The organism is Bartonella sp. AP57NXGY (assembly GCF_042195805.1).
GTDB lineage: Bacteria > Pseudomonadota > Alphaproteobacteria > Rhizobiales > Rhizobiaceae > Bartonella.
This window is the reverse complement of the sequence record NZ_JBHIOZ010000030.1, coordinates 15,226-17,536: the sequence shown is the minus strand read 5'-3', so window position 1 is coordinate 17,536 and position 2,311 is coordinate 15,226. Positions and strand designations below refer to the sequence as shown.

Sequence of the window (2,311 nt, the reverse complement as noted above, 5' to 3'; positions counted from 1 at the left end):
TCTTACTTAAGTTGGTAAATGATAAAGTATCCATTATAACTAACGTGTCACACCAAGCATAGCGTACAATTTTCTTGGCTTCAGGAAAACAAAAAGACAAAAATCCTTATTTGTGACAAACAAAAGAGGAATCATCTTTTGAATGACATTGATAAAGAGGAAGCTTTACGATGTTAAGAATTGTCCCATAAGGAATCAACATCAACAGACTCATAATAATTTTTACCGAAAAATCACCAAAAGCAAGCGATAGCCAAACTGGCATGCCTATCCCTCCCAAAACAGTACTCTCCACCAGTGAACTATCTGCATACCCTGTTATCTTATCAAAAACAGCAAACGAGCTAGAAAAAGCAAGAGCAAAAAACAGCACTGTATCCAAAGCTGAACCAACCAACGCTGCTGCTAAAGGTGCTTTCCACCATGTTTTACGTCGCAAAGGAGTAAAAACCACAATATCAAGGAGTTGCCCAAATAAAAATGCAAAACTAGAAGCAAGTGCAAGCCGTGGTGTCGCCAATATCCAAGAAACAAAGACACCCGTAAAAAAACCAGCATAAACCACACGCCGCGCAGCAGATGGACCATAAAAACGATTGGTCAAATCATTGATTAGAAAAGCAAATGGATAGGTAAAAGCCCCGTAAGTCAACAGCTCATTCAAATCAAACCAATAGACAGGATATTGAACTAAAATATTAGAAGCCGTGACAGCAAGGCACATTGCAAAAATAGAAAAAACAACATACCTTTTCTTTTGCTGTTCTAATAAAAGACCGCTTGAAGACATTTTTTTAACCTGGGATATGGAACCAATAAAATGAAACGATCAACCTGCAAAAAACTTAACTTCTAGAACAGAAAACCGAAATCAAAGCATTAATAAACCAAAAAGAATGGCGCTAACAATTATGCTGCCTGTTCAGCCTTTTGCTCACCTTCTTGCTCAGCTTTTTTCTTAATGATTTGGCGTTTTAGCAAACGCGCACGTTGCGACAACTCTTTATCGTCTGCTTTAATCAAAAAACCATCAAGACCACCGCGGTGCTCAACAGAACGCAATGCATTTGCTGAAATACGCAAGCGATAACTTTGCTGTAACACCTCTGAAATCAATGTCACATTGCAAAGATTTGGTAAAAAACGACGCCGAGTCTTATTATTCGCATGGCTAACATTATTACCATACAGAACCGTCTTCCCTGTCAATTCACATGCACGAGACATAAACTTCACCCTTAAACTCTAAGAAACTTTCAAATCCCCATACCCAAAAGACACAATGAACGCAAAACACGCGCAATGCAACCTTGAACGGGCATCATTGGGAAGTTTCTTTCTAATAGGGGGTCGACAACAAAAGGTCAAGTCTTTTATAAAACCTTTTTCATCTCTTGTTGGCTCATTTTTCATCTTTTTCCTCAATAAGGCGTGCAAATTCTGCCAAAAAGCGTACAAAATGTTTCTTTTAATATATACCATGTTAGAATAAAAGCCTATTGTCCCGAAAGGAAGCACAAATCATGAGCAAAAAAGACCCCCCCATGACAAAGCTTCAGGGAAATTCTTGCCGTTTTTCTTCTTTTTTATTTGGAACTTTATGTATTTGTTTTTTTCTTCTCTTCAGTGCATTAGGTATATGGCAAGTACAACGGTTAAACTGGAAAACAAATCTTATCACCAGTACCAATCAGCGCATTCATTTACCCCCCATAAAAGCCCCTCCAAAAAATCAATGGTCAGATGTTACTTTTGAAAAATATGAATATCAACCTGTTATTATCACAGGAAAATTTTTAACAGATAAAAATATTTTAGTCACTGCTGCCGCTCAAAATACTACAGGCTATTGGGTTTTGACTCCCTTACAAACTGCTGATAATATACTGATCTTTATCAACCGTGGCTTTATCCCTATGGATGAACGTAACAATTTTCAAAACACAGAGCAATCGCATACAAATGCCTTATCTCAGCAAAATTCTACCACGGACACAGAACAAACAACGATTATAGGTTTATTACGCATGAGTGAAAAAAATGGATTTTTCCCGCGTAAAAATAATCCTGACAAAAATTTATGGTATACGCGCGATCTCCCCGCTATGGCACAAAAACTTGGTTTGTCCACTGTTGCCCCTTATTTCATTGATGCCAGAAAAACATCTCCACAAGCAAAACTTCCCGTCGTTGGTCTTACGATTATCCATTTTCGAAATAATCATCTCGTTTATGCAATCACGTGGTTTATTTTAGCTGCTGGTGTGTTAGGAGGTTTTCTTTTTCTGCTACGGCAAAAAAACTAAAAAAA

The 2,311-nt window shown here is 37.6% G+C and carries 3 protein-coding genes; 1 reads left to right on the top strand and 2 read right to left on the bottom strand.

Annotated elements, in window-relative coordinates; all coding sequences use genetic code 11:
* Positions 1 to 106: 106 nt before the first annotated feature.
* Positions 107 to 790, bottom strand: coding sequence for a VUT family protein (locus ACFIL8_RS04870; protein WP_375612236.1), 684 nt, complete (start codon positions 788 to 790; stop codon positions 107 to 109).
* 119 nt (positions 791 to 909) lie between these two features.
* Positions 910 to 1,227: a 50S ribosomal protein L28 gene (rpmB, locus tag ACFIL8_RS04865; protein WP_375612235.1), complete on the bottom strand. Its 318-nt coding sequence runs from the start codon at positions 1,225 to 1,227 to the stop codon at positions 910 to 912.
* Positions 1,228 to 1,523: 296 nt separating this feature from the next.
* Here rpmB and ACFIL8_RS04860 point away from each other — a divergent pair, with 296 nt between their 5' ends.
* A complete protein-coding gene (locus ACFIL8_RS04860; protein ID WP_375612234.1) occupies positions 1,524 to 2,306 on the top strand; it encodes an SURF1 family protein in 783 nt (260 codons plus the stop codon).
* The last annotated feature ends 5 nt before the right edge of the window (positions 2,307 to 2,311 follow it).